The organism is Bacillus sp. AFS077874 (assembly GCF_002566505.1).
GTDB lineage: Bacteria > Bacillota > Bacilli > Bacillales > Bacillaceae_G > Gottfriedia.
Genome location: NZ_NUYF01000007.1, coordinates 306486 through 330338, shown reverse-complemented (window position 1 = coordinate 330338; position 23853 = coordinate 306486). Strand labels below are relative to the sequence as shown.

At 31.8% G+C, this 23853-nt stretch carries 17 protein-coding genes; 15 read left to right on the top strand and 2 right to left on the bottom strand.

Annotated elements, in window-relative coordinates; translation table 11 throughout:
• Positions 1–42 precede the first annotated feature (42 nt).
• Together COJ46_RS07640 and COJ46_RS07635 are read left to right on the top strand one after the other, a co-directional pair.
• On the top strand, positions 43–1692 hold the full coding sequence (locus tag COJ46_RS07640) for a PQQ-binding-like beta-propeller repeat protein (RefSeq protein WP_097975003.1): 1650 nt from the start codon (positions 43–45) through the stop codon (positions 1690–1692).
• Positions 1693–1902: 210 nt separating this feature from the next.
• A complete protein-coding gene (locus COJ46_RS07635) occupies positions 1903–2481 on the top strand; it encodes a YARHG domain-containing protein (RefSeq protein WP_097975005.1) in 579 nt (192 codons plus the stop codon).
• A gap of 142 nt (positions 2482–2623) precedes the next feature.
• Here the strand turns inward: COJ46_RS07635 and COJ46_RS07630 are convergent, their stop codons facing one another.
• Complete coding sequence (locus COJ46_RS07630) at positions 2624–4006, bottom strand: M48 family metallopeptidase (protein WP_097975006.1); 1383 nt, start codon at positions 4004–4006, stop codon at positions 2624–2626.
• Between the two features lie 245 nt (positions 4007–4251).
• Here COJ46_RS07630 and COJ46_RS07625 point away from each other — a divergent pair, with 245 nt between their 5' ends.
• From COJ46_RS07625 to COJ46_RS07610, 4 genes are all read left to right on the top strand, one after another.
• Positions 4252–5550, top strand: coding sequence for a TcaA 3rd/4th domain-containing protein (locus COJ46_RS07625; RefSeq protein ID WP_097975008.1), 1299 nt, complete (start codon positions 4252–4254; stop codon positions 5548–5550).
• A gap of 231 nt (positions 5551–5781) precedes the next feature.
• Positions 5782–6399 carry a lysozyme family protein gene (locus COJ46_RS07620; protein ID WP_097975009.1) on the top strand — a complete coding sequence of 206 codons (618 nt, stop codon included), beginning with the start codon at positions 5782–5784 and terminating at the stop codon, positions 6397–6399.
• 307 nt (positions 6400–6706) lie between these two features.
• Complete coding sequence (locus COJ46_RS07615) at positions 6707–9118, top strand: SH3 domain-containing protein (RefSeq protein ID WP_097975011.1); 2412 nt, start codon at positions 6707–6709, stop codon at positions 9116–9118.
• Positions 9119–9244: 126 nt separating this feature from the next.
• Positions 9245–10888 carry an Ig-like domain-containing protein gene (locus tag COJ46_RS07610; protein WP_141540891.1) on the top strand — a complete coding sequence of 548 codons (1644 nt, stop codon included), beginning with the start codon at positions 9245–9247 and terminating at the stop codon, positions 10886–10888.
• A 525-nt stretch (positions 10889–11413) separates the two neighbouring features.
• On the opposite strand, the gene COJ46_RS07605 is transcribed toward COJ46_RS07610, so the two are convergent.
• Entirely contained in the window at positions 11414–12070 is a 657-nt protein-coding gene (locus tag COJ46_RS07605; protein WP_097975012.1) for a sugar transferase, read from the bottom strand.
• Positions 12071–13397: 1327 nt separating this feature from the next.
• Here COJ46_RS07605 and COJ46_RS07600 point away from each other — a divergent pair.
• The 9 genes from COJ46_RS07600 to COJ46_RS07560 all read left to right on the top strand — a co-directional run bounded on the left by COJ46_RS07600 (position 13398) and on the right by COJ46_RS07560 (position 23716).
• A complete protein-coding gene (locus COJ46_RS07600) occupies positions 13398–14018 on the top strand; it encodes a YigZ family protein (protein ID WP_097975014.1) in 621 nt (206 codons plus the stop codon).
• Between the two features lie 84 nt (positions 14019–14102).
• Positions 14103–15146, top strand: a complete 1044-nt coding sequence (locus tag COJ46_RS07595; protein WP_097975016.1) for an LCP family protein — start codon at positions 14103–14105, stop codon at positions 15144–15146.
• A 290-nt stretch (positions 15147–15436) separates the two neighbouring features.
• The gene (locus COJ46_RS07590) at positions 15437–16612 is read left to right on the top strand and encodes a sensor histidine kinase (RefSeq protein WP_097975017.1); all 1176 of its coding nucleotides are present in this window, start codon (positions 15437–15439) and stop codon (positions 16610–16612) included.
• A gap of 168 nt (positions 16613–16780) precedes the next feature.
• Entirely contained in the window at positions 16781–17458 is a 678-nt protein-coding gene (locus COJ46_RS07585; RefSeq protein ID WP_097975019.1) for a response regulator, read from the top strand.
• Positions 17459–17754: 296 nt separating this feature from the next.
• Entirely contained in the window at positions 17755–18597 is an 843-nt protein-coding gene (locus tag COJ46_RS07580) for a DegV family protein (RefSeq protein WP_097975021.1), read from the top strand.
• Positions 18598–19329: 732 nt separating this feature from the next.
• Positions 19330–20463: an ATP-dependent helicase ComFA gene (locus COJ46_RS07575; protein ID WP_176522489.1), complete on the top strand. Its 1134-nt coding sequence runs from the start codon at positions 19330–19332 to the stop codon at positions 20461–20463.
• Positions 20464–20609: 146 nt separating this feature from the next.
• The gene (locus tag COJ46_RS07570; protein WP_141437772.1) at positions 20610–21140 is read left to right on the top strand and encodes a ComF family protein; all 531 of its coding nucleotides are present in this window, start codon (positions 20610–20612) and stop codon (positions 21138–21140) included.
• A 155-nt stretch (positions 21141–21295) separates the two neighbouring features.
• Complete coding sequence (gene flgM, locus COJ46_RS07565; RefSeq protein ID WP_176522490.1) at positions 21296–21553, top strand: flagellar biosynthesis anti-sigma factor FlgM; 258 nt, start codon at positions 21296–21298, stop codon at positions 21551–21553.
• Positions 21554–21895: 342 nt separating this feature from the next.
• Complete coding sequence (locus COJ46_RS07560; protein ID WP_097975028.1) at positions 21896–23716, top strand: APC family permease; 1821 nt, start codon at positions 21896–21898, stop codon at positions 23714–23716.
• Positions 23717–23853: the final 137 nt, after the last annotated feature.

The following is a 23853-nucleotide window of genomic DNA, read 5'->3' as shown; positions in this document are numbered from 1 at the left end:
TTCATATTAATAGTCTACTAAGATATGAGGGAGAGAGCTTTATTGAAGACAAAGATCGGTATAATCTTTTCTGCTGCAATACTTTTAACAAGTATATTTAGTTCACCATCGTTGAAGCATAGAGGCACTAAACATGAGACCAATTTAATAAGTAATAATGAAGTAAAAGCTGCAACAAATCAAACTAGTAGTGGACAATCAACACTTCAAAAGGTTGAGACAAATCAACAAAAAAAATGGGAAGCACTACAACTGAATCCACTCCCAAGTAGTAAAAACCTATCGTATAGTTTCAGTAATAGTACAAAAGTGTTTACAAAACCTTTCCCAGAGCAGTATCAAACTATTAATGGGATATTGAGCTTTCGAGGCGGACCTTTCCGAAATAACGGTTCGATGGGAACGACAGTTATTTCAAAGCAAAAGTTAGTTAAGAGTTGGTCGTTTCAAACTTCTTCTTCATCTGGATGGGGCGGGGGCTCAGGATGGACTGGCCAACCTAGTGTAATTGAATGGAAACCACAAGAACAAAAAATTATGAATTTATATTCTCAATTTAAAACAAAGTCAAATTTTAAAGAAGTAGTTTATGGATCTTTAGATGGAAGAGTTTACTTTTTAGACTTAGCAACAGGGAAGAAAACAAGAAATCCAATTAATATTCAAAATCCAATTAAGGGTAGCGTGGCTCTTGATCCACGTGGTTATCCTCTTTTATACGTTGGACAAGGTATACCACAAACCGGAAAAATAGGTATGAGGATTTATAGTCTAATTGATGGCTCTCAATTAGCATTTATTCCAGGAATTGATTCCTATTCTTTTCGTGGTTGGGGAGCTTTTGATGGCTCCGCGTTATTTAACCGAGAAGATGATGCGATGTTAGTCGGCGGGGAAAATGGACTAGTTTACTTTATCAAACTAAATACCAAATATGATTCTAAGGCTAAAAAGATAAAAATTTCTCCAGTAATTTCAAAATATCGATATAAACTTAAAAATAATTCATACCAAGGTATTGAAAATTCAGTAGCGGTATTTAAGAATATTGCATATTTCGCCGATAATGGTGGTGGTATTCAAGCGCTGGATATTATTAAGAAAAGGCCAATTTGGGCAAATGATGCATATGACGATACAGATGCGTCAATTGTCATTGAGAATTCTAATGGTACACCGTTTTTATACACAGGTTCTGAAATCGATAAACAAGGAACTAAAGGCTATGCACGCATTCAAAAGTTAAATGGGCTTACTGGTAAAGTAATTTGGGAGAAGAAAATACCGGGTTATTCGATAAAAGGTAATCATCCTGTTAATGGTGGACTGTTAGCGACTCCAATTGTTGGAACTGGGCCATTAAAAGGGCAGGTTATTTTTAATATTTCAAGGTATAAAACGATGAATGGGGGCTTATTAATTAGTTATGATACTGTTACTGGAAAAGAAAAATGGCATTTAGATTTACCAAACTATGCGTGGTCATCTACAGTAGCGGTTTATACAAAGGATAATAAAGCTTACTTAATTCAAGGTGATTCTGTTGGGAACCTGTACTTAATAAGTAGTAGAGGAAAAATGATCAATAAGATTAATCTAGGTGCCAATATTGAGGCGTCTCCAGTTGTAGTTGGTCAACAAGTAATTGTTGGAACTAGAGGAGGTAAATATATTAGCGTCAATATCCAATAAATATTGTGATGAAAGATCCCTAATTCCGTTTGTGGAGCTAGGGATTTCTTGTGTAGATATAGGATTTTTTAAACGGTCTTTTCAATTGTGTTAATAACATATTAAACTTCTATTAAAAGAATTGGATTTTTAGCAAATAGATTAGATAATATGATAGATGTATTTATTTTAATTAATTTATTTATAACTGTATTAGAGGAGTGAAAGAATTTGGCTAATAAGGCAGAAAACAATGTTGAAAGTCGTTCAGAAAATAGAAAACTTAAGAATAAGGAAGATGGTTTAAGTAATAAACGATACTTTTCGTTAATACTCTCGATAGCTGGAGTACTTATAATTGGTGCTACAGCAATTTTTTATGTCTACCCAAAAATAATGAATGAAGGTAATTTTCATCCGGAAAATGCTTCTACAAAGGCAGTAGCGGATAAGGATGTAAAAAAAGAAACAAAGAGTGAAAAGACGACTGAAACAAAAACTAAGGAAGTTGCTAAAGAAACAACTACTAAGGAAACAAAAGCTACTGATGAAGAAAAGCAATCAAAAGATTATGTTTTACCGGAAAGTAATAGTAGAAAACTAACGAATGCAGATCTAATTAAATTAGCTCCTAATGATTTACGTTTAGCCAGAAATGAAATCTATGCTAGGCATGGTTTAGTATTTAAATCTAGTGACTTGACGATTTATTTCACCTCGAAGTCTTGGTATAAACCTAATCCAGCATATAGCGGAGAGCTTAATGATGTAGAAAAATATAATTTAAATTTAATTAAATCAAGGGAATAGTTGGAAATACGACAGTTTCTTCTTCAATTGTATCAAGTTATAAATTAGTAATAAGCTATTAAAAAAAGCAAAGTTCAGTGATTAATGAACTTTGCTTTTTTACTAACTCTAATGCTTTTGATAAGAAAATACTTGTATTGTCTTAAAGGTTAATCTCGGTTTCTTGATTATCAAACCATTCTAAGATTTTCTTTGCTCCATTTTCCTTAGCTACTTCTTTTAATGTCATTCCATCCACATTCTTTATTGATAAGTCTGCACCTTTTTTAATTAGATACTGGAAAGTTTTTAAATCATCTACTTCATATATTGTATCAAAAATAGGCGTTTCTCCAACATTGTCTGGTTGGTTAATATCTGCTCCGTATTTTAGTAATAAGTCAATTGCTTCCTTGTCACCCAAATAAGCTGCAGCATGTAAGATTGTCCAATCATCTGCATCTCCTATAGTAGGATTTGCTCCATTATCAAGTAATAACTTTAGCATCTCTAAGTTTAGAGGTTCTCCATCAGTATATGATGCTTTAAGAAGTGGAGATTCATGATCTCTATTCAATTCATTTACGTCTTCTCCTTCGTCAATTAACTCTTTAACTTGTTCAATATCGTTATCAAGTACTGCTTGCGTTAATGGTGTTTCCGCAGATAAATAGCCATCAACGAATGATTGTGCTAGTGGAATCGCTTTTTCTACTAATAAACCTGCACCGACTATAACCCCGAATGACAACCCGAATACAATTACAGCAATTCCGTACACGCGTTTTGGTGTTTTAAATTTAATATCGCTTTCTACATTATTAAAATGACGCAAAGCGTTAATACGTTTTGGTAAAGTTGGGTGGGACATTAATCGTTCACTTAACCAAATTAAAAAGCCTTTTTCATTGCTACTATTTAATAAATATTCATGCTGATCAATTTGTTGATAATATTTGCGACCAACGGCTAACATTGTAAGTGCTTGAGTCGATGCTTCGAAATCATTTATATAATGACTAGCCAATCGATCACTTGTATACTCACAAGCGCGTGAATATGCGGAACCTAAAAAAGGAACCCAATTTGCAGGCAATATTAAAGCCTTTTTTAGAATATGATTTCGTTTAATATGAGCAAGCTCGTGTGCAATCACGAAATCAACTACTTTTGGATTTGATTCAATCTCTTCGAATAGATCTGAATATAATACAATCATATTCCGTCCAAAGAAACGCGTAGCAAAGGCATTTAACAGTCCTCCAGATTGGACTACATAAACATCTGGTAAGAAATAAAAGCCCATTTCCTTTGCAATTTCTCTTGTTCTGAAATATACCTCTGGAAATTGTTTTTCAGTAATCTTAACCCCATTCATACGTATGTGGGCAGTGAAAATTAAATGGGCAAAGAGAGGTAAAACGATTAAAATTCCTAAAATAATAAGACCAACAACACTTAAAATAAGTAAAAAATAAATTGGAATACTAATAAGTAAAAGTAATATAAAATAAATCGATTCTTTCCGATTAACTAACGACTTCAATTTCTCTCCTCCTATATCTCAATTCTTATAGTTTAACAAGTAAATGGAAAGGATGTCATACAAATATTTAAGTGAAATGAAACCAATTACTTCCACTTAATAATAAAAAAATTTCTTTTTACCCTTTAAATAAAAAATAGTATGATAGACTATAGTCTACTTTTTTAAGGATTTATTTAGATTCAATTTATATATTAAAAACATGCACTTTATAGAATGAAAATTTAAGGGGAAGTTAAAAATAAATGGAAACTCAGTTAAGAGAACAAAATTCCTTGTCAAGAGCGGGTATACGAATAATGCGAAAAAACCGAATACCTTGTTTTAAAAGAAAATGGATGTTTATTTTAATACCAATTCTCGCGATATTAATTACACATTTAACATTAAATTACTTAAATTCGCCTAAAAGATTAGTGAAGATTTTTGATAAAGCTGTATCAGATAATAATTATAAAGAAGTCACACATATGCTACAAAAAGGCGGTACGGGGGCATCCCTAGATGAAGACTCAGTAATCGCGTTTATGGATTATTTAAATAGCTATGATGTTTTAGATAATTTAGACGATATGATCCAAAATAATAAAGTAATTAATAGTAAGTTAATAGACAGTCGTGGAAATTATGTGCTTTCAATTAAAAAGGGTAGTAAATTTTTAGGGATTTATCAAACGTATTTAATAAGTGCACAACCATTCGAATTAAAGATTTCTTCACCGATTGATGACGTTAAATTAAAATTAAATAATCATATTACACATTTAAATAAAGATGAATATGAAACAACATACCATAAAATTTTACCTGGAAAGTACACTATGGCTGTTTCATATAAAGGTGTTTATAGTGATGTTAAGGATTCAGTTGATATAGATTTTTCTTCTGCTTCAAAAAATAAGTTATCACAAGAATTAACTTTTAATGTTAGTTATGTCCAAATTTACTCGAACGAACCTGAGGCAGAACTTTTTGTAAATGGAAAAGATACGGGGCAAAAAGTAAGTGAACTAGATCGCTTTGGTCCTTTTTTATTAAATGGTAAAACAGTAGTTCACGCTGAAATTGAAAAGAATGGTGAATTATTTAAAACGGATGATATTCCGGTTACAGGAAAATATGTAGATTTAATGTTTGATACGCCAGTTGAAAATCAGGACGAGACAGATCAAAAAGATGGTTTCTTTGCAGGACTTAAACGTTTTTTTGATAAGTATTTACCTAGTCCAAAGCCTTCTTCTGATTTAGAAGAAAAGCAACTAATCAACGGCTTGTTTAATCAAAATGGCCAAGCATTCTTACAGTCTAAGGAATATCAAGACAAAATTAGGAAAAAGGATACAACGCAAAAACTCACAAGCTTTTCTATGAAAGATTCAAAACAAGATGATTCAGGTATGATCATTACAACAAATGAGTCGTATGAGATCACTGATAAACATGGTAAAACTAAAATGAAATCATTTGAAATTACTTACCACTTCTCAAGAGAAAATGATGAATTAAAAATGGATCGTATTTTAGAAGTAAAAGAGATAAAGTAAATTGTAGAAAAGAGTCCAAATTTAGGTTGGACTCTTTTTTTTTTGAATGCAGAGTTGGAAGATCCCGCAATTATTAAGCTAGGATTAAAAGGGTACAATTCTTATTAAATGATTATGATAAGAAATATTTCTTTTTTCACATTTTAATGTCAAATATATGTAGTTTTAGCACATTACTTTTTTAAATAGGAATATTCGTTATAATGTATTAAAGAGAAATGTTTGGAGGTAATGAAAAAGAATAGAATGTGGAAATTTATTAAAAGACTTCTTTTATTTACACTTCTGATGTCAATTATTGGGTTATTTGCGATCTATCGTTACTATTTCCAAGATGTGTTGAAGTATGAAACACAAGTTTACACTGAATTAAAGACGTCTGATTTAGAAGAATACACACCTTTATTACTAGGACTAATGATGCAAGAAACAAAGGGTAAAGGAAAAGATCCAATGCAAGCTTCAGAATCACTAGGATTAGCAAAGGATAGTATTCAAGATACTTCAAAAAGCATACAACAAGGGGTCTCGCACTTTAAAGACGTGTATTCCTATGGTAAAAAGCAAGGCGTTGATTTACAAACCATCATACAAAGTTACAATATGGGGATTGCTTATATTGATTTTGTAAAAACACATGGAGGTAAACATACAGATCAACTTGCTAAAACTTATTCTCTATCGATGGTGGAGACGAATCCTGAGCTTTATACGTGTAATAATAATAAGAAAAATTTCAGATATCCATATTGTTATGGTGACTTCACATATAGTAAAAAAGTAATGAAGAAAACAAAGTATTTTGAGATTTTAGTCCCACTTAAACATAATATAGTAGGAAATCAATAGACCATGAAGAAGAGTTAAATGTCTTCTTTGTGGTCTTTTTAACTTTTTTTTTAGAATTATGTCAATTTAATTACAAAATGGTTGTCGTTTCGATAAAATTAAACAATTTCCTTTTTTTACCGATATAATTATTGAAAAAACAATTCAAATTCCGACATTTTATGACTTATACTTAATTTTAGTGTTAATTTTTTGTTAATTTCATTTTTAAAAAATTATAGTTTATTAATTTTACTAGTTTAATAGAATTGGATTGTTTTATTCTACGGCTTAAATGTAATAATGGTAGGAAAGGAAAATTTGATACATGAAAAAAATGGGAAGAGTACTTTTGGTATCAACAGGCATATTAGTAGGCACCTCCAGCATTTCCTGTCCTAATATCGGTTTGGAAACATCAAAAGCGAGTGCAGCAATTGTAAATATTAAAACAAAGTATCAAACGACAGCAAATCTATATTTAAGGCAGGGTGCAGGTACAACCTATAAATCACTTGTGATTATTCCAAAAGGAAAAGTAATTACCGCTACTCAAAGAAATGGTAATTGGTACAAAGTGACTTATAGTTCAAAAACTGGTTGGGTAAGTGGTACGTATTTAAAGGAATATTATAAATATACTACTCAAGCGACCGCTTATTATTTTACAAATAAAACTACTAAGCTATATCCAACGCCTGATACAAAAAAAGCTGCAGTATATTCTGTAGTTGTTAATAATGGATTTTACAGTACTCAAAACATTGTAAATAGCATTGACCAAACATGGTTACGCGTTAGTTATAATGGCAAAACCTTGTATGTAAATAGCGCAGATGTTACGAAAAGTGCTGTAGCTACATTTGCACAAACAAAATATAAGGCAATTAAAAATACAAGTTTATATCAAACCTATGGTGCATCTTCTAAAGTACTATCAAGTATTCCAAGTGGTACGGTCATTTCATCATCAAAACGTGTCGGTAACTGGTATAGCGTCACGCTTAACGGTAAAACAGGATATGTTTATATTAATAATTTTACAAAAGTAAATGAAGTAAAATATGAAACAACAAGTACTGCATATTATTTTACGAAAGCAGTCACTAACTTATATGCAACTCCAGATGCGACAAAACCTGTAGTAACTACAGTTAATGGAGATAATGGCTTCGCTTCAACTCAAAAAGCGACAGATTTAGTAGGGAAGATATGGTATCGAATTAATTACAATGGAAAAAATCTGTATGTTAAAAGTGAAGATGTATCTGCAAATAGCTTCACAACATTTACTACTACAAAATATAAAGCGCTTAATGCAACATATTTATATGAATCGTTCGGCAATGCATCAAAACAACTTATCCAAATTCCAAAAGATACAGTTATCCCGATTAGCAAAAAAATTGGTAATTGGTATAGTGTGTCTTATAACGGTGTAAATGGATATGTAAGAACAGCAGATTTCGGAAAAAGTGATGTCGTGACGATAACAAATATAACGGATACGACTTATATTACGACTTCAGAATTAAATTTACGTCAAACGTATGATACTTCTTCAGCGTTGCTTACAGTAATTCCCGTTAATATGGTTTTAATGGCGACTGATAAAACGTCTAACAATTGGTATAAGGTTAGTTACAATGGGAAAACGGGATATGTATCAGGATCATATATCAAACAAGTAAAAACTGGTGACCCAATAACATCAAGAGATAGCTACCAGTTTATTGATCTGCGTACACCTTCGCCTGTAACTGCTGCGCAAATTAATACCTATATTGCTAATAATGTGAAAAGTGGAGTTAAGAGTATACTGACTGGACAAGGACAATTATTTATTGATGCTGGAAATAAATATGGTGTAAATGCACTTTATTTAGCAGCGCATGCCATTCATGAAAGTGGATTTGGTACTTCTCAAATTTCATTAGGTAAAAATAACTTATTTGGCTTTGGTTCATATGACACAACACCATATATAGCTTCATACAAATTTATGAGTGTGCAAGAAAATGTAGAGTATATTGCTCGCTCAATTAAATCTACTTACTTAAACCCAAGTAACTGGAAATATAAAGGTGCATATCTTGGTTTTAGTACGAAAGATATGAGCAATGTAAGAATAGATGCAGCAAGTGAAGGGATGAATTTTTATTACGCGACTGATCCAAACTGGGGTAAATTGATTGCTCAACATATGCAAAAAATTCTACCATTTAATAAAGCGTACTATGATCAAGCTCAACCGAATACTACGATTCCAGGAAGTCCATCCACTCCTGTTGGAAGTGATGTATTCCCTGCTAATGTCCAAGCGGTTGCAAAAGGAAACATTGATCTATACACCGCAAAGGGAGATACGGCTAAAGTGAAATCGATTACAGCCGGCACAACTTTCCTTCTTCTTGAAAAAACAAATAATTATTGGATTAAATTATCAATAGATGGGAACGTTTTTTGGACAAACAGTATCAAATTAAATGCATATAGCCAAACCTTATCTGTTAAAAACTTAGGTAGAATAACAACAGATGGTTTAAACGTGCGCTCAGCTGCAACTACAGCTGAAAACAATGTAATTGGTAAGTTAAACCTTAATAATTACGTAAGTATTGTTACAAATACAGATGGTACTTTAACAATGGATAGTACAAAAAAATGGTATGAAATCCAACTAGCAAATGGAAGCTTTGGATGGGTATCTTCAAGTTATGTCAAACAAGAATTAAAATAAAAAAGTGACTCCTTGTGAGTCACTTTTTTACTAGTTTAATTGAGTAACAATTTTAAAGAATAATTTGTTTATATGATACAATGAAAGATAGAAAATTATTTAAGTAGATTGGGGAGGAGTAAAATTTTGAAATCAACAATGTTAAAAGTAGGCTTATTGACGACGCTTTCCATTGGCTTAGTTGCTGGAAAAGCATCAGCAGCAACGGATTGGTCTACGAAATGTTTACCAATGGGCGAAATTAAACAAAATGTAAATCCATCTAATCAACAAATTAACTGTTTACTAACGAATGCAGCATTAAGTAAGAATATTCCACCTGAGGTTGTAAAATCAATTGCAATGAAAGAATCATCTTGGAGACAATTTGATGAAAAAGGACAACCGGTTATTTCTTCAGATAATGGATTTGGGATTATGCAAGTGACAGATCCAAATGTTGATCCAGAGAGATTAAAAAATGACATCGTCTATAATATTGAGACGGGTGTTAGTATTTTGGATCAGAAGTATGGATTATCGTCATTACCAAAAATAAATGGTGCTGGAAGAGACGTTATTGAAAACTGGTATTTTCCTGTTATGGCGTATAACGGTACAATGCCTGTAAATAGTCCGTTAAAAAGAAATGATGATCATTTAATCATAAGGAATTTGGAAACTTACCAAGATAAAGTGTTTAAAATTATTGAAGACCAAAGTTTATTAGGAAGTACAAAACTTGCTCAATATCCATTTGCCTATGATGATTTTAGTTATGATCCAAATCTTAGTGAAAGTATAAAATTTAATCAAATGAATTATACAATGACAAGTGGATTACATGAGTCTGTGTATTTATTGAAAAAAGGTAATATCGTCAAAGTAACAACAGATGGTACAAAACTAAGAACTCAACCGAATACTTCATCTTCATATACATCCCAACCCTTAAATAAGGTATTTGTTATTGATGGAGAATTTAAATATACTGAACCAAATTCTAGCTTAAATCATTTTGTTTGGTTCCCAGTAAAATCAACTGATGGAAAAACATCAGGCTATATTGCTTCTTCATATATTGCCAAAAAGAAAGATTTTGTAGCTCCAATCGTAATAGGGGTGAAAAATAATATTTCTTATAATAAAGACGTAAAGATTACATTTGATGAAGGTACTGCTTTATTAAATGGTGCAGGATTTAAAAATGGTCAAATCGTTAGTAAACCAGGCAAATACACTTTAGTTGTGAAAGATGAAGAAAGTAACACAACGACAATCACCTTTACAATTGATAAAACAAAACCTACAACACCAACAATGAATACAGTTTCAGATCAATCAACTACTATTACCGGAACAGCAGAAGCAGGTTCTACAGTTAAACTATATATTAATAGCAAGCTTCAAAAAAGCACGACAGCTGCTTCAAATAAAAGCTACAAATTTACAATTTCAAAGCAAAAAAGTGGAACGACAGTAAGTGTAACTTCTACTGATAAAGCTGGAAATGTAAGTGCAACAAAGTCTTTAAAAGTATTAGATAAAACACCACCAGCACTTCCAGTTGTTAATAAAGTTACTTCAAAATCAAAAACTGTAACAGGTAGTGCTGAGAAATATGCTTCAGTGAAGATTTATCGTGGAAGCACATTAATAGGTCAAAGCTCGGTTAATTCCAGTGGTAAATTTTCTGTATCAATAAAAGTACAGAAAGCAAACACCTATTTAAAGGTTTATGTCACTGATAAATCGGGAAACAAAAGCGTTCGTACAATTAAAGTTGTATAATAGTTAAAATACGATGCGATAAGTTTTTTTCTTATTGCATTGTATTTTTTTTTCAAGTTCTTATTGGAAAGAGTAAGTTTATTTGTTTCGAACTTTACAATTGCTTCACGATAATTAAGTGGACGAGGATCTGTTTTACAAAATATTTTTATGATGAATGCGATTTGTTTTTAATATGTGGATAACTTGTGAATAAAATTAATACTTATCGACAGGAAGAAAAGATTAACAATTTTCATTTTGGTAGAATTTTGTCGTATCTTTATCTTTCTTAGCTACTTGAATTAATTTATAAACAAGCGGTTTGTGGATAACTATTATATGTTATCCACAAATTGTTAATAAACTTCTGAAATTGTGGGTAATTTTCGGAATTTAAAATGTTTTTCACGTTTACAAACATTTTAATGACCAATAATACTTTTTATTAAAGAAATTAAAAGGCCATTTCCCAATTGAGAAATGGCCTTTTGTTAAGCTATTCTTATTTTTAATATAGAGAATTTTGAACTTGTCTTATATTACCTAACGAGCACCTTCACCAGTCAAGACAACTTTAATTGTTTTAAACATAATTTGAATGTCCAACATGATTGATCGATGTTCAATATAGTGTAAATCCAAGACTAACTTCTCTTTCGGTGTTAATTCATACCCGCCATTCACTTGTGCCCAACCAGTTAACCCTGGTTTGACTGTTAAGCGATTAGTGAAGCCTGGTACTTCATGATTAAATTTTACTAAAAAAAACGCTCTTTCCGGTCTAGGACCAACAAGACTCATATCTCCACGTAAGACATTGACGAACTGTGGTAATTCATCGATACGAGTTTTTCGAAGGAAGTGACCAAGTTTTGTAATGCGAGGATCATCCGTACTAGCCCATTGTGGTCCATTTATCTCTGCATCCATACGCATTGTTCTTAACTTGTAAATATTAAAAATCTTCCCATTTAATCCAACTCGTTCTTGGATGAAAAGAGCAGGACCAGGAGAATCAATTTTAATTAATGCGATAAAGAACAAAACGAATGGTAAAGAAATGACAAACGCGAGCGACGCAAAGACTATATCCAATGTTCTTTTTATAAATGAATAAAAAATACTTTTCTTTTTTAATGACTCAAGTTGTTGAATTGAGTAGCGGCTTTCAACCTTTTGTTGAGTATTCTGTAAGGCCATTTAAACACCCCAGTTTATAATTTAGGCCCATCCTTGCAAGTACATTGCAACATGTCCTAATGTATAACGTTTACGTTTTATAACATCATAACAATTATAAATGTTCGCAGAAAAAAATCAAATTATTTTTATGTTACAAGCTTATTACTCCACATAAAAAGTTCACAAGGGTACCTTACACTTATAGTGTGTGCAAGAATGATTTATTAATCGGCATTACAATAATTAGTAATTGATCAAACTTTTGTCCAGGTCGACTTTTTAGGTATTATTATTTTAGCATAAAGTAAGCGGAAAAATACGTCGCGTTATAATAGCACTTTCCCAAAGAAATTAAAACCCCATATAGATTTAGCAGCGTTTTGTCTCTATACTTAACGTTATTTCAAGAAAACAAAAGCACTTGTTATATGGACAAAGAATTTTACTACATTCTAATAACAGTTAAATTTAGTTAATTTGTGTGGGGGGATTAATCCTTTTTATAACCTTGATTTTGTAATTGGGTATGTAATAACAATATTTTGATGATTCTCCTTATAATTTATTATGAATAAATTTAGTTTTTTTATCCTTCATTAAATCCTTGTTTTTTTGTTTCTCCAAAAAATCAACTCCCTCTTCGTAATTGATCAAGAATTTTTTACTTTTGGCAAACCTCTGTTAGCTTTCATTGCTGTTATATTTGATTTTGAATTAAGTGAACGAAATTTATTAATTTATGTAGTTCCATTAAGGACTTTATTTACTATTGAGGTGGAGTATTGCTTTTTAATCATACGATTGTAATAAAATGCTCTTATTTAATTTCCGCACTATTAAGCTTATTACCGCAGAAGAAATATGATTCTAATATTTTTTGAACATTTAGGATAATCTTCTTCTTAAAAAAAGGTGTAATCTTTAATTTTTAAATGAAAAAACCAATTAAATTAGTGGGGATATAGCTGGATATGACCAAAGATGAAATGGATTTATCACTTAGTTTTCAATCTTGTTAAATTTAATTTAAATTGAGTAGAAATTTCTTGATGTGGAATCAGTAATTGATATAAATTTTTTTATGCATAGTGGATATACAGTTTGATATTCATGTGAATATGAAAACTTTACTTATACATGTGAAATGATTAGATCATATTGTAGTTGCTGAAGATTAAAATTAAGTTATTAAGCATTATTTCTAATGTTACTGTATAAAATCTTGTCAGTAAATACTTACTTTTGAAGAATGTTAGTGTTTTTTAAGGAATGGAATGAATAATTGTAGTAATATATTGAAGTGAGTCGAAATTTTGTTTAATTTAGTCGAAAGGTTAGGTGTTAAATGCTAGCGAATTATTTCACTGTTTGTGGCTTTGGTAGTCATGAGATTGAGATTGAAAAATCGAAATTTATTTGTTACATAAATGAAGCGAAAACTGAAGTTGATGCGCAACGATTCATTTCAGAAATTAAAAAAAAGCATTTTGATGCTTCTCATAATTGCTCAGCTTATTTAATCGGTGAAAATGATGAAATTCAAAAAGCCAATGATGATGGTGAACCGAGTGGTACGGCTGGAGTTCCAATGTTAGAAGTTTTGAAAAAGAGAGGATTAAAAGATACTGTTGTTGTTGTAACAAGGTATTTTGGAGGTAAAAAGCTTGGAGCAGGAGGCTTAATTCGTGCATATGGACAGGCAGTCAGTGAAGGGTTAAATGCTGTTGGAATTGTTGAGCGTTCATTAGTTAAAGTAATGAACGTAAGGATTAATTATAAATTGTTAGGCAAAGTAGAGTTCGCTTTACGGAACTCACATTATCATTTAGAAAATGTTAACCATATGGAAGAAGTAAGCTTTGAACTTTGGGTTAAGATTGATGAAGTAGAGATCTTCAAAAACTGGATGATTGAGTTAACAAATGGTAGTTGCCATATAAATGAAAGTATTGTTAAATACATGTAGTAGTCTAGCTTTATAAATAGTAAATATATGACTAATTTCAAATAGAACAATCATACTAACTTTAAAGGAGGTCTATTCGAACATATGAATCAGAATCATTCTCGAAAAATGGCCAAGAAAAGAAGAAAGAAAAAGAGAGGCCTAATTGCTAGGGTATTATTACTTATCATTATAGTAGCCTTAGTTTTTGTAGGATATAAAGGCGTTAGAACATATCTTGAATTAAATAAAGCAACAAAAGGAGAAGATATTTCTTCAAACTTAAGAAATGAAAAAGTTGCAATATCGAAAGATCCAATATCGATTCTCTTCTTAGGGATTGAGAACTATTCAACTGGTGGAAAGGGTGGACGAACTGACTCGATGATCCTTGCTACCTTTAACCCTAAAGAGGAGACAATAAAAACAATGAGTATTCCTCGAGATACATATGTAAGTATTCCAGGACATTCAGAAAAAACTAAAATTAACCATGCATTTTCATATGGCGGTTTACAATTAACAGTTGATACAGTTGAGCAATTCTTAAATGTACCAATTGATTATTATGTTACAGTAGACTTTAATGGCTTTAAAAACATAGTTGATGCAGTTGGTGGAATAGATGTTGATGTACCTTTTGACTTCTGGGAAAATACAGATACTACACCAAGGAAAAAGGTTTACTTTACAAAAGGTATGATGCATTTAAATGGACAACAGGCGTTAGCATATTCTCGTATGCGTAAACGTGATCCTCGTGGTGACTTTGGACGTGAAGAAAGGCAGCAACAAGTAATTAAAGCGATCTTAAATGAAATTAAATCACCTGAAACAATCATGAAAATGGATCAATACGCGAAAGTGTTCAGTAAAAATATTAGTACGAACATGAAAATGAGCGGTGGTATTTCACTTGCGAAGCATTTACCTAATATCTCTGAAAATGACTTAGAAACTATAAAATTAAAAGGTCACGATGATACGATTCACGGTATTTACTATTATGTTCCTGAAGAGGAAAGTGTAAAAGAAATTACTAGCAAATTCCGAGTTCACTTAGGTTTAGAAAAACCACCTACAACTAATACAACTAATACAATTAATTCAGATAGTAGTTCTGAAAATGAAAATAGTACCAATCAATAAATAGGCAGAAAGCTGATTCTTTTACAGGAATCAGCTTTTTTATTGGGTCAATCGTAATATTTTTGTAATACTTGTTAACATTGTGTTAAGGATGTTATAGAAGGGTATGTATTTTTTAAAACTTATAATAAAATACCAATATATATTGGTAATATAAGGTTTGAATCGGAAAAATTAAAATTTTTGCTTATTTCAAATTTTTGTACAATTATAATCCTAATTACATTATAATATTAGATATACATAAATTTATTAGTCATTTAGTAATAGGCTAATGGGGGAAAAGGTGAATGACAGCTAGGAAAATGGACAATCAGACACTAGACGAAATCATGGAAAATATGCTCTTATCTGTTATAGATAGTAAGTCCCATGTGTTTGGAATTGTTGAAGATACTCGCTCAGAATACGAAAAATTAAGAGTAGAGCTTGAAGAAGTAAAATTACAAGTAGTAGAGAAGATTGAAAATACGGTTAGATTAGATTTATTAGCCCGAGCGGCTCGCCAAAAATTAACTGAAGTTGATGGGGATTTTAATCGGTATACTGACTCTCAAGTAAAGTCAGTATATGAAACTGTCCAAACTATTCAGGAACAGCATTTTCTTTCATTAAAGGAAGAAAAAGTTCTAAATCATCGTAGAAAAGAATTAGAAAATAGACTTCAGACTTTGTTAGAGAAGCTCCAAAAAGCAGAATTATTAGTTGCACGTATTTCAATTGTTTTAAACTACCTTAATACAGACTTTAAGCAAGTTAGTCATTTACTTGAAGATGTAAAACAAAAACAAGAGTTCGGATTTCAATTGATACAAGCTCAGGAAGAGGAGCGTATAAAGTTATCACGCGAAATTCATGATGGACCTGCCCAAACGTTAGCCAGTATATTAATGCAGTCAGACTTTTTAATAAAAACATATCGCCAAAGACCAGAAGAAGATGCAAGAAAAGAATTAGGTGATATAAAGGAACAAGTCCGTTGTGCATTAGGGGAAGTTAGAAGAATTATATACGATCTACGCCCAATGGCTTTAGATGATTTAGGTTTAGTTCCAGCCCTTAATAAATATTTAAAATCGCTTGAATCGTATAAGCATATTGAAATGAAATTTGAATATTGCGGTCAAAGCAAAAAAAGACTTAATTCAAAAATAGAAGTTGCAATCTTTCGGATCATCCAAGAGGCAGTTCAAAACGCGTGTAAGCATGCCGATCCATCAACAATTTTTGTGAGATTAGAGTTTTTAAGAAACAAAATTAATGTTTTCGTACAGGATGATGGAGTAGGTTTTCCTGTTGGAAAAGGCCAAAGTGAAAACTCTTTTGGATTAATAGGAATGAAAGAACGCGTTGAGTTATTAAATGGAGATTTTAAAATCGAATCAATACTAGACGTAGGTACGAAAATTAAGATCACTTTAGATGTAGATATAGAGAATGAATTAGAAATGTCATTTCAAAATTAAACGTCTGAAAATTTCTAAAAGTAAAATTTCGTTTCACATTTTTCGGAGATTTGCGTCGTAACTATTCATAAAATATGTTAAAATATACTATAATTTAGAAAAAAATACCAATTTCTACAAATTTCGATAGATTAGCAAACTAGAACAAATAAACAGAGGAGTAATGAAATGAAAACTAGAATTGCAATTGTAGATGATCATAAATTGTTTCGTGAAGGAATTAAGAGAATCCTAGATTTTGAAGAGAGTTTTGATGTTGTTGCTGAAGGTTCTGACGGTACAGAAGTTGTAAATATCATGGATCAACATCAAGTAGATGTATTTATTGTTGATATAAACATGCCGACAATGAACGGAGTAATAGCTACAAAAGCATTGCTAGAAAAACATCCTGATGCAAAAGTAATCATTTTATCAATTCATGATGATGAATCGTATGTAACTCATGTCCTAAAAGTAGGTGCAAGAGGCTATTTATTAAAAGAAATGGACTCTGATACACTAATTGAAGCAATTAAAGTCGTTACAAAAGGTGGATGTTATTTACACCCGAAGATAACTCACAACCTAGTAGAAGAATTTAGAAGACTATCACTTAAAGAACAATTATTTAAATCTCGCGAAGTAGAAGTGCGCCGTCCATTACATTTACTTACTAGAAGAGAATGTGAAGTACTTCAAATGTTAGCAGATGGTAAAAGTAACCGTGCTATTGGTGAAGCTCTCTTTATTAGTGAAAAAACTGTCAAAAACCATGTAAGTAATATTCTACAAAAACTAGAAGTAAATGACCGTACCCATGCTGTAGTAACGGCAATTCGAAACGCTTGGGTAGAAGTGAAATAATTAGGTGCAAAAAGCAGAGTATCGGATGATCGGTACTCTGTTTTAGTTTGTAGACAAAGAACAATATATTTTATTTTTCGCTTTTAGTCTAAAACATAGAATCAATAAAATCGCCACTTTTTCTTTTCAATAAATAGGCTTTTAAGTATAATAAGTCTTTCTAAGTCTAACTGGGTTGTCGAATTGACTCAGAGTAAAGAGAATGAAATACAATGATTTTACTTAATTAGTTGTGTAAAATTAAACCATTAAATACATAGTTAAACGTTACTATATATATAAGAAAGGATATGACAATGAGAACTACAATTGTTACAGATAGTACATCCTATATCCCAAAGGAAGTAAGAGATTCTTTAGATATACATATGTTGCCTCTTAATGTAATCTTCGGAGATGCGTCCTACCAAGAAGAAGTTGAAATTACAGCCGAACAGTTTTTCCTCAAGGTCCGTGAACAAAAGGAGCTTCCGAAAACTTCACAGCCTGCATACGGCACGATTATTGAAAAATTTGAACAGCTTTCAAAAGAATATGAGGCTGTTGTTGCGATCACTTTATCAAGTGGAATTAGTGGAACCTATCAAAGTATTGTATCAGCTAGTTCAATGATTGATAACTTAGAAGTAGTCGCTTACGATTCAGAAATTAGCTGCATGGTCCAAGGGTTTTATGTCATTGAAGCTGCGAAAATGGCAAAGAAAGGTGCTGGACCAACTGAAATCATTGAGCGCTTAGATGAAATAAAACAATCTGCAAATGCTTACTTTATGGTTTTTGATTTAGATCACCTACAACGTGGTGGAAGACTTTCAAGTGCACAAGCCTTTGTAGGAAGTTTACTACAAGTAAAGCCAATTCTAACATTTGTAGACAAACAAATTGTCGCCTTTGAAAAAATTCGAACTGAAAAAAAGGCAATGAAACGAATTACAGATTTATTTGGCGAAGTTGCATCAAAAGGCGAAAAAATGAAAGCAGTTGTTATTCACTCCAATCGTGAAGACGATGCAAAAAAGTTAGCCCAACAACTTAGTGAAACATATCCGAATGTTGAATTAGAAACTTCATATTTTGGCCCAGTAATTGGAACGCACCTTGGTGAAGGTGCTTTAGGATTAGGTTGGTACGTTGTTTAAGTAGGAGCTCCTTTGATTAGGGGCTTTTTTTGTTTTTTCCAGTGGGAATTTGATAACGTAATTAAATGTTAGCATCGCAAATAAAAACAAGTAATCTTCATTAAAAGTAGAAAATCACAAATAAAACCTTGTTATCATATATAAAATCAGCGAAATCGCAATTAAAAAGAAAAACTCGATAAACTATTGTAGATTTTGTTCAATTTCAATTAAAGTTGTTAATTTTTTAGGAGTTTATATAGAATTTGATCAAAAATACTTCATTTTTAACTCGAATTTAATTATTTTTAGTCTACTTTATAAATGAACTGTAGAATTATTGAAAATGGATTTTTAATAATGTAGTCATTAAAAGATCGTCACAATATATCTATATATTTGACAAGGAAATTTCATTGGATTTATCGTCGTTAGTGACTGATTGGATGTAATATTTGAAGATGACCATATTTATGTGGAACCTTTTTAATACTCCCAAGTTTTTTCCCTCAAAATATTTCTTAATAAGAAAGTAGGTTAAAAATGAACAAATTTTACGGTAGAAAACTCCAACTTCTCCCCACAATAAACCTTCAGGACATCCCCTCAACAAGTCTAATCATTCAAGCGGTTCAAAAAGTTAAAAATCGTTATCAATGCTTTCGTTGTGGTAATCAAAATCAACACTTTTTCGCTACTCATTTTTGTGCTAAATGTTCATCGCAGTGTACGTATTGTAGAAAATGTATCACTATGGGAAAGATGTCGACATGTACTGAGCTAGTCATTAATGAAGTGGATATGAAATTCGATACCTCAATTTCTGGACTCGAATGGGATGGTAAACTCTCACCACAGCAAAAAGAAGCATCTATTAAAGTAGTTGAAGCTGTGAATGGAAATCAGAATTTGCTACTTTGGGCAGTATGTGGCGCAGGAAAAACAGAAATGTTGTTTGAAGGAATTGAAGCTGCACTGCAACAAGGGAAATTTGTTTGCATTACAACTCCTCGAGTAGATGTTGTTTTAGAGCTATCGATTCGATTCAGACAAGCCTTCCCTACTATTTCAATTGCAGTACTTTATGGAGGTAGTGAAGAGATATGGGATGGAAATAGGATAACGATTTGTACAGTACAACAGTTAATGAAATTTAGACATACCTTCCACTTATTAATTATCGATGAAGTTGATGCTTTTCCTTATAATATTGAAACACATTTGCACTGGGTTGCAAATGAATCAAGAACGATTAAAGGTTCTACAGTACAAATGACAGCTACCCCAACTAGTGAACAACAACTACTTGCGCTAAAAAATAAAATCAAAAATGTAATGGTCCCCGCAAGATACCATAGGCAACCCCTACCAGTACCTAGCTTTAAATGGATTGGTAACTGGCGTAAAACAATCCGCAAAACACCAAAACTTCCAAATCCTTTAGAAAAATGGATAAAATTATTTATTCAAAAAGGCTGCCCTATCTTTTTGTTTGTCCCTACAATTAATGAATGTGTTTTCATAGAAGAGGCTGTTAAAAAGATAACAGTTAAATCGGCATCAGTTCATAGTCAAGATCCACAAAGACATGAAAAAGTAAGTGCTTTTCGAAACGGTGATACTCAAGTTTTAATTACAACGACAATTTTAGAGAGAGGTGTTACGATTTCGAATAGCCAAATTGCAGTACTAGGTGCTGATGAAGAGATTTTTACAGAAAGTGCACTAGTTCAAATTGCTGGGCGTGCTGGTAGGCATATTAATTATGCAAATGGAGAGGTTATCTTTTTTCACAATGGAATTAGTGAAGAAATGCTCAAAGCTAAAAAGCAAATACTTCTAATGAATCATTTAGGTATCGAGAAAGGCTGGTTGGATAATAAGTGATTTGTGTAAATTGTGGTGTTCGATTTATTGAAGAGTTTTCCTTGCATAAATTGTTTTTTCTAAGCAATGAATCAGCTTGTTCACAATGTGTAGCGAAATTTAAAAAAATAATAGGTCCTGTTTGTGAAATTTGTTGTGGTTACATTATGGAGAATCAAAAGCATTGTAAAAATTGTGTAGAATATATGAATTTAAAGTTAGATGTGCCGTTAATTATTAATAAGTCGATATTTCATTACACAAATGAAGTAAAAGAGTGGCTCAATCATTTTAAATTTTGTGGTGATGTTCAGTTAGCATCTATATTTGCAAGTGATTTGAGGGAATACTATGAAAATTCTTTCAAAAATTATAAAATAATTCCAATACCTCTAAGTGATGCGAGGCTAAAGGAAAGAGGCTTTAATCAGGTTGACGTGCTCGCACAATATGCAGGTTTAAACTTAACAAATTGTTTAGAAAGAATTCATACCGAAAAACAAAGTAAATTAAACCGTTATGAAAGACTTAGCCGAGAACAAGTTTTTTCTTTTTGTGGTGAGGAAAATATCGATAACGAACCGATTGTATTACTTGACGATGTGTATACAACTGGTAAAACGATACAAGATGCCGCAGCGATATTGTTGCAAAATGGTGCTACTGAAGTATATTCACTCACATTAATTCGGGCATAAAGCTTGGGGCTAATTATATTAAGAACTTAATTTTACTACGAGTTTTACCGATATAAATAATGGTCATTGGACAGAATAAAACAAAAATACAGATAAAGGATCGTAATTTAATAATAAAGCCGAGGTATAAAACGATTAGCGATGGGGTGAGAAAAATGAAGGGTAAATCATCTGATGAGGATAAAGTTCATTTGCATCAATACAACGTAGAAAAAATCGAACAAAATAAACGAGAACAAGAAGAAAAAATAGAAATCTCCCCTCAAGCAAAGGATAATCAAAACGCCAATCAGATAATCGTAAAACGTGATGAACGTATACAGCAATTAAAAAAACAAATTGACGAGGGAACATACAAAGTTGAACCAATGAAAGTGGCTGAAAAAATGCTTAGTTATTTTAATAAGAAATAAAGACTAACAATCGAACCGGGTTGTTACAAAAATTGTTAATTAAATAAGAAGAAAAAGGAAAGAACTTAGCAAAAATGTTAAGTTCTTCTGTGTTTAGGCAAGGATATAAAATAGGATTTTCATCCGAAACATAATCTTCTTTTATTTGGGTCGGGAAGTTTTTATAGTGGTCATTCATTTTATAGTATTTTAATTTGATTTAGAGGAAAGTTAATATTAATTATTTTGACAAAAACTTAATAAAATAATGGAAAGATTTTCTTAATATATCACACAATTTTTTCTAATAATGTGATAAACTCAAATGGTTTAGTTTTTTACTTTTTATGTAGAGGTGTACATATGTTATCGATTTTAAAACGATACTTAATTGGTAAACCACTTAAGTCAACAGAGTTAAGTGAACAAAAGTTATCGAATACGAAGGCCTTGGCAATTCTATCGTCAGATGCGCTTTCTTCAGTAGCATACGGTCCGGAGCAGATTCTGATCGTTTTAACTACGGTTGGGGCGGTAGCGTATTGGTATTCGGTTCCGATTGGTATAGGCGTTCTGATTTTATTATTAGCATTAATTTTATCTTATCGCCAAATTATTTTTAGTTATCCTCACGGTGGAGGCGCTTATGTCGTATCTAAACAAAACCTTGGTGTTATTCCAGGTTTAGTTGCCGGTGGATCCTTGCTAGTTGACTATATCTTGACCGTAGCGGTTAGTGTGTCAGCGGGAACGGACGCGATTACGTCTGCCTTTCCAGTCTTGCACGCTCATACAGTCTTTATTGCTGTTATTTTGGTTATATGTATTACAATTTTAAACTTACGTGGACTTACTGAATCTGCTTCGATTTTGGCATATCCGGTTTATTTATTCGTTGTAGCACTTGTTATCATCATTATCGTAGGTTTATATAATGTCTTTACAGGCCATGCTCCACAAACAGCACATTCAGCGATTGGTACTGCTGTTCCAGGGATTTCGCTCTTTATTCTTTTAAAAGCATTTTCATCTGGTTGTTCAGCCTTAACCGGTGTAGAAGCAATTTCAAATGCTATTCCGAACTTTAAAGAACCTTCAGATAAAAATGCGGCAAAAACACTATTGTTGATGGGTTCGATTTTAGCAGTACTATTTTCTGGAGTTATGTTTTTAGCTTACTGGTATGGAATTGTACCAAATGCAGAAGAAACAGTTATGTCCCAATTAGGTTCTGATATTTTCGGACGAAATATAATCTATTTCTTTATACAAGGGACAACGGCGCTAATCCTTGTATTAGCAGCTAATACAGGATTTTCTGCATTCCCATTACTAGCTTATAACTTAGCGAGTGATAAATTTATGCCAAGAATGTACTTACTTCGAGGAGATCGTCTAGGCTATTCAAATGGTATTATTACACTTGGTATAGCTTCAATTTTATTAATTATTGCTTTCCAAGGTAAAACAGAAGCATTAATTCCATTATATGCTGTTGGTGTATTTGTACCATTTACACTTTCTCAAACAGGTATGGTAATTAAATGGATTAGAGAAAAACCGGCTGGCTGGTTACCGAAATTAACTGCCAACTTCGTTGGAGCATTTATTTCAGCAACAGTTTCAATTATTTTCTTAACGACTAAGTTAAATCAAGTTTGGTCCATATTTGTTTTCTTACCTTTGATTGTTATTCTATTCTTAAGAATACGTAAGCATTATGAAGCAGTAGGTGACCAATTAAGATTAAATAATGATATTCCTGAAAAAATTAGTGGAAATATCATGGTAGTTCCTGTCGCTGGGATTACAAAAGTAGTTGAACGTACAATGCAATATGCTCAAGGGATTGCTGATGAAGTCTATGCTGTTTACATTTCTTTTGATAAAGAAAGTGAAGAGCAAATGAGAGAAAAATGGGAAGCATGGAATCCTAACGTAAAATTAATTGTTGTTCACTCTGAGTATCGAGAGATCACAAGACCTCTTTTAAAAGTAATAGATGAAATGGAAGCAAAAGCTCATGAACAAGGTTTTGAAATTACAGTTTTAATACCACAGTTTATTACGAGAAAAAATTGGCATAATGTTTTACATAATCAATCAAGCTTATTACTTCGAGCGTATTTACTTCATAAACGAAGCGTTATTGTAACTACTGTACCTTTTAGATTTAAGGTGTAGAGAGCAAAGTTTGTAGGAAAAATGTTATAAAATTTCTTTTTATAAAAATAGGAAAAAATAATGGGACAAGTCAAAAGGTAAGCGAATATGATAGGTAAGAAAAATAATTAGAATTTTTCGATATTTGTCGAATTCGT

Excerpts from the sequence above, each read along its gene's own strand:
- COJ46_RS07615 (WP_097975011.1), top strand. The coding sequence starts at position 6,707 with ATGAAAAAAATGGGAAGAGTACTTTTGGTATCAACAGGCATATTAGTA.
- COJ46_RS07580 (WP_097975021.1), top strand. The coding sequence starts at position 17,755 with ATGAGAACTACAATTGTTACAGATAGTACATCCTATATCCCAAAGGAA.
- COJ46_RS07625 (WP_097975008.1), top strand. The coding sequence starts at position 4,252 with ATGGAAACTCAGTTAAGAGAACAAAATTCCTTGTCAAGAGCGGGTATA.
- COJ46_RS07595 (WP_097975016.1), top strand. The coding sequence starts at position 14,103 with ATGAATCAGAATCATTCTCGAAAAATGGCCAAGAAAAGAAGAAAGAAA.
- COJ46_RS07570 (WP_141437772.1), top strand. The coding sequence starts at position 20,610 with ATGGAGAATCAAAAGCATTGTAAAAATTGTGTAGAATATATGAATTTA.
- flgM (WP_176522490.1), top strand. The coding sequence starts at position 21,296 with ATGAAGGGTAAATCATCTGATGAGGATAAAGTTCATTTGCATCAATAC.
- COJ46_RS07600 (WP_097975014.1), top strand. The coding sequence starts at position 13,398 with ATGCTAGCGAATTATTTCACTGTTTGTGGCTTTGGTAGTCATGAGATT.
- COJ46_RS07575 (WP_176522489.1), top strand. The coding sequence starts at position 19,330 with ATGGGAAAGATGTCGACATGTACTGAGCTAGTCATTAATGAAGTGGAT.
- COJ46_RS07620 (WP_097975009.1), top strand. The coding sequence starts at position 5,782 with ATGAAAAAGAATAGAATGTGGAAATTTATTAAAAGACTTCTTTTATTT.
- COJ46_RS07585 (WP_097975019.1), top strand. The coding sequence starts at position 16,781 with ATGAAAACTAGAATTGCAATTGTAGATGATCATAAATTGTTTCGTGAA.
- COJ46_RS07590 (WP_097975017.1), top strand. The coding sequence starts at position 15,437 with ATGACAGCTAGGAAAATGGACAATCAGACACTAGACGAAATCATGGAA.
- COJ46_RS07560 (WP_097975028.1), top strand. The coding sequence starts at position 21,896 with ATGTTATCGATTTTAAAACGATACTTAATTGGTAAACCACTTAAGTCA.
- COJ46_RS07605 (WP_097975012.1), bottom strand. The coding sequence starts at position 12,070 with ATGGCCTTACAGAATACTCAACAAAAGGTTGAAAGCCGCTACTCAATT.